General features: G+C 66.5%; 5 protein-coding genes. All 5 read right to left on the reverse strand.

Annotation, left to right across the window (positions count from 1 at the left end; translation table 11 throughout):
* Window positions 1-305: DUF952 domain-containing protein (locus ETD85_RS61395; RefSeq protein ID WP_170247493.1), on the reverse strand; the 305-nt coding region annotated here is incomplete at its 3' end.
* Entirely contained in the window at window positions 302-856 is a 555-nt protein-coding gene (locus tag ETD85_RS61400) for a GNAT family N-acetyltransferase (protein ID WP_138698955.1), read from the reverse strand. The genes ETD85_RS61400 and ETD85_RS61395, both read right to left, overlap by 4 nt.
* 20 nt (window positions 857-876) lie before the next feature.
* Complete coding sequence (locus tag ETD85_RS67190) at window positions 877-1524, reverse strand: TetR/AcrR family transcriptional regulator (RefSeq protein ID WP_138698956.1); 648 nt, start codon at window positions 1522-1524, stop codon at window positions 877-879.
* Complete coding sequence (locus tag ETD85_RS61410) at window positions 1521-1844, reverse strand: DMT family transporter (protein WP_138698957.1); 324 nt, start codon at window positions 1842-1844, stop codon at window positions 1521-1523. Before ETD85_RS61410 ends, ETD85_RS67190 begins: the two co-directional genes overlap by 4 nt.
* 78 nt (window positions 1845-1922) lie before the next feature.
* Window positions 1923-2750 carry an alpha/beta fold hydrolase gene (locus ETD85_RS61415; RefSeq protein WP_138698958.1) on the reverse strand — a complete coding sequence of 276 codons (828 nt, stop codon included), beginning with the start codon at window positions 2748-2750 and terminating at the stop codon, window positions 1923-1925.
* Window positions 2751-2815 lie beyond the last annotated feature (65 nt).

A 2815-nucleotide genomic window follows, 5' to 3' on the forward strand; every position in this document is an offset into this window, starting at 1 on the left:
AAGAAGGCATGCGAGCGGTCGTAGGGTCGCGTGGGCTCGGAGATGGGTATAAGAGACAGGTACAGGTGGGGGTAGCCGTTTTCGGTGCGGATGTCGAGTCCGGTGGGGTCGATGTCGAGGATGAGCAGGGGCTGGGTCACGCCGGTGTAGTAGGTGGTGTGGACGGTGCGCAGCTGGGTGTGGTCGTGGCTGCAGTGGATGAAGCCTTCTTGGTCGAGGGTGCGGCCGAGGGTGGAGATGCGGTACTCCCCCGTGTGCTGGGCGTTTTCCCAGTCGGTGTGCAGGGCGAGGTGGTGGATGGTCATGGGGTCCATTCGGTTTCGAGGATGGCGTAGATCGTTTCGCTGGCCCATTCGCCTTTGACGATTTCGTTGTCGATGAGGGTGGCTTCGTGGCGCATGCCGATTTTTTCCAGGACGCGGGCTGAGGCGGTGTTGCGGGCGTCGAGGCGGCCGGTGATGCGGTGGAGTCGCAGGTCGGTGAAGCCGAGGTGGAGCAGGGCGCGGGCGGCTTCTGGGGCGTAGCCGTGGCCGTGGTGGTCGGGGTGGAGTACGTAGCCGATTTCGCCTTGGCGGTGGTCTTTGCTGGTCCAGATGAGCAGGCAGTTGCCGATGACGTGGCCGGTGGTGCGCAGGGTGATGGCGAGGTCGATGGCGTCGCCTTCGTCGTGGAGTGCGGTGCGGGTGGTTTTTTTGTCGAGGTAGGTGCGGCTGGTGTCGCGGTCGCGGGGGTCCCAGTAGAGGTAGCGGGTGACGTGGGGCAGGGATTCGTAGGCGTGGACGGCGTCGAGGTCGTCGGGGGTGAAGGGGCGCAGGTGGAGGCGTTGGGTGGTGATCGGGTAGTGGGGTTTGAGCACGGAGGCAGTGTAGGTGGGGGTCAGGGGGGCGGCAATGTGTTTTGCAGGGCGATGGTGAGGAGGGCTCGGGCTTCGGTGAGGGGGCGTTGTTCGACGAGGTGTTCGAGCCAGAGGGTGGAGATGGTGGTGTAGAGGAGGCGTACGCGGGTGTCTGTTTCTGGGAGGTGGAGGGTGTCGGCGATGATGCGGACGCAGCCGTCGGTCCAGCGGCGGGCGATTTGCTGGAGTACGGGGTCGCGGCCGGCGTGGACGTAGAGCTCCCAGAGGCCGAGTTGGCGGGTGCGGTCGGTGGTGGCTACCTGGTCGGTGATGGCGGTGAGGCCGTGGTGGGTGATCCAGGTGCGGGTGGTGGCGAGTTCGGTTTCGACGAGCTGGGCGAAGGCTTCGGCGAGGAGTTGGTCGCGTGAGGTGAAGTAGTAGGTGGTGGCGGCGAGGGGCAGGTGGGCGCGCTGGGCGACGGCTCGGTGGGTGACGGCGGCGAAGCCGGCTTCGGTGAGCAGGTCGACGGCGGCGTTGAGGAGGGTGGCGCGGCGTCGTCGGGCGCGTGCCTGGGTGTGGGGGTGCTCCCCCGCTGGTGAGCCTGGTGGGGGGTTTGGTGGTGGGCCCGGTGGTGTGGTGTGGCGGGGTGGTGGACCAGGTGGATCGGGTGGATCGGGGTGCGGGTTCAATGGGCACCTGCGAGGTTGAGGACGATGACGCCGCCGATGATGAGGAGGATACCGCCGATCTTGAGCGGGGTGAGGGTCTCCCCCATGAACAGGGTGCCGATGATGGCGATGGCGGCGGTGCCGGCTCCTGACCAGATGGCGTAGGCGGTGCCCATTTCGAGTTGGAGTTTGAGTGCGTGGGCGAGCAGGACGAAGGAGGTGATGTAGCCGGTGGCGGTGGTGATGGTCCAGCCGAGGTGGGTGAAGCCGTTGCTGAGTTTGAGTGCGGAGGTGGCGAGGACCTCCGAGGCGATGGCGAAGGCGAGCAGGAGCCAGGCCATGGGGTCTCCCTGGGGTGAAAAGTGGTACGGGTGTGCCATTTTATCCCCAGGGCTCCCCCGCGGCCGGCGGGGTGGTGGTCAGGTGGTGATGAAGGCCATGAGGTCCTGGTTGAACTGGTCTTTGAAGGGGTTGATGTTGGCCAGGCCGTGTGGGGCGCCGGGGTAGACCTTGAGTGTGGCGTTCGGGATGATTTCCACGGATTTCATGGCGGAGTCGTGGATGGGGACGATCTGGTCGGCGTCGCCGTGGGCGACGAGGGTGGGGATGTCGAAGCGGCGCAGGTCTTCGGTGAAGTCGGTTTCGGAGAAGGCTTTGACGCAGTCGTAGGCGGCTTTGAGGCCGACCTGCATGCTCCAGAGCCAGAAGGCGTCGCGGATACCCTGGGAGACGCTGGATTCGGGGCGGTTGGCGCCGTAGAAGGGCATCGCGAGGTCCTGCCAGTATTGGGCGCGGTCGTTTTCGACGCCTTTGCGGATGTCGTCGAAGGCTTTCATGGGGGTGCCCTCGGGGTTGGCCTCTGTCTTGAGCATGAGGGGTGGTACGGCGCCGAGCAGGACGGCTTTGGCGACGCGGGAGGTGCCGTGGCGGCCGATGTAGCGGGCGACTTCGCCGCCGCCGGTGGAGTGGCCGACGAGGATGGCCTCGCGCAGGTCGAGTGCGTCCATGACCTGGGCGAGGTCGTCGGCGTAGGTGTCCATGTCGTGGCCGTTCCAGGCTTGGCTGGAGCGGCCGTGGCCGCGGCGGTCGTGGGCGACGGCGCGGTAGCCGCGTTCGGCGACGTGGCGGATCTGGTCTTCCCAGGCGTCGGCGTTGAGGGGCCAGCCGTGGCTGAAGACGACGGGCTGGCCGGTGCCCTGGCTCTTGTAGAAGATCTCGGTGCCGTCGGTGGTGGTGATGTAGGCCATGGTGGTTCCTTTGTGTGCGGACGCGGTTGTGGGGGGTCTTTTGCGGGGGTTCCCTGGTGGGTGGG

The organism is Nonomuraea zeae (genome assembly GCF_005889725.1).
GTDB classification, from domain to species: Bacteria; Actinomycetota; Actinomycetes; order Streptosporangiales; family Streptosporangiaceae; genus Nonomuraea; species Nonomuraea zeae.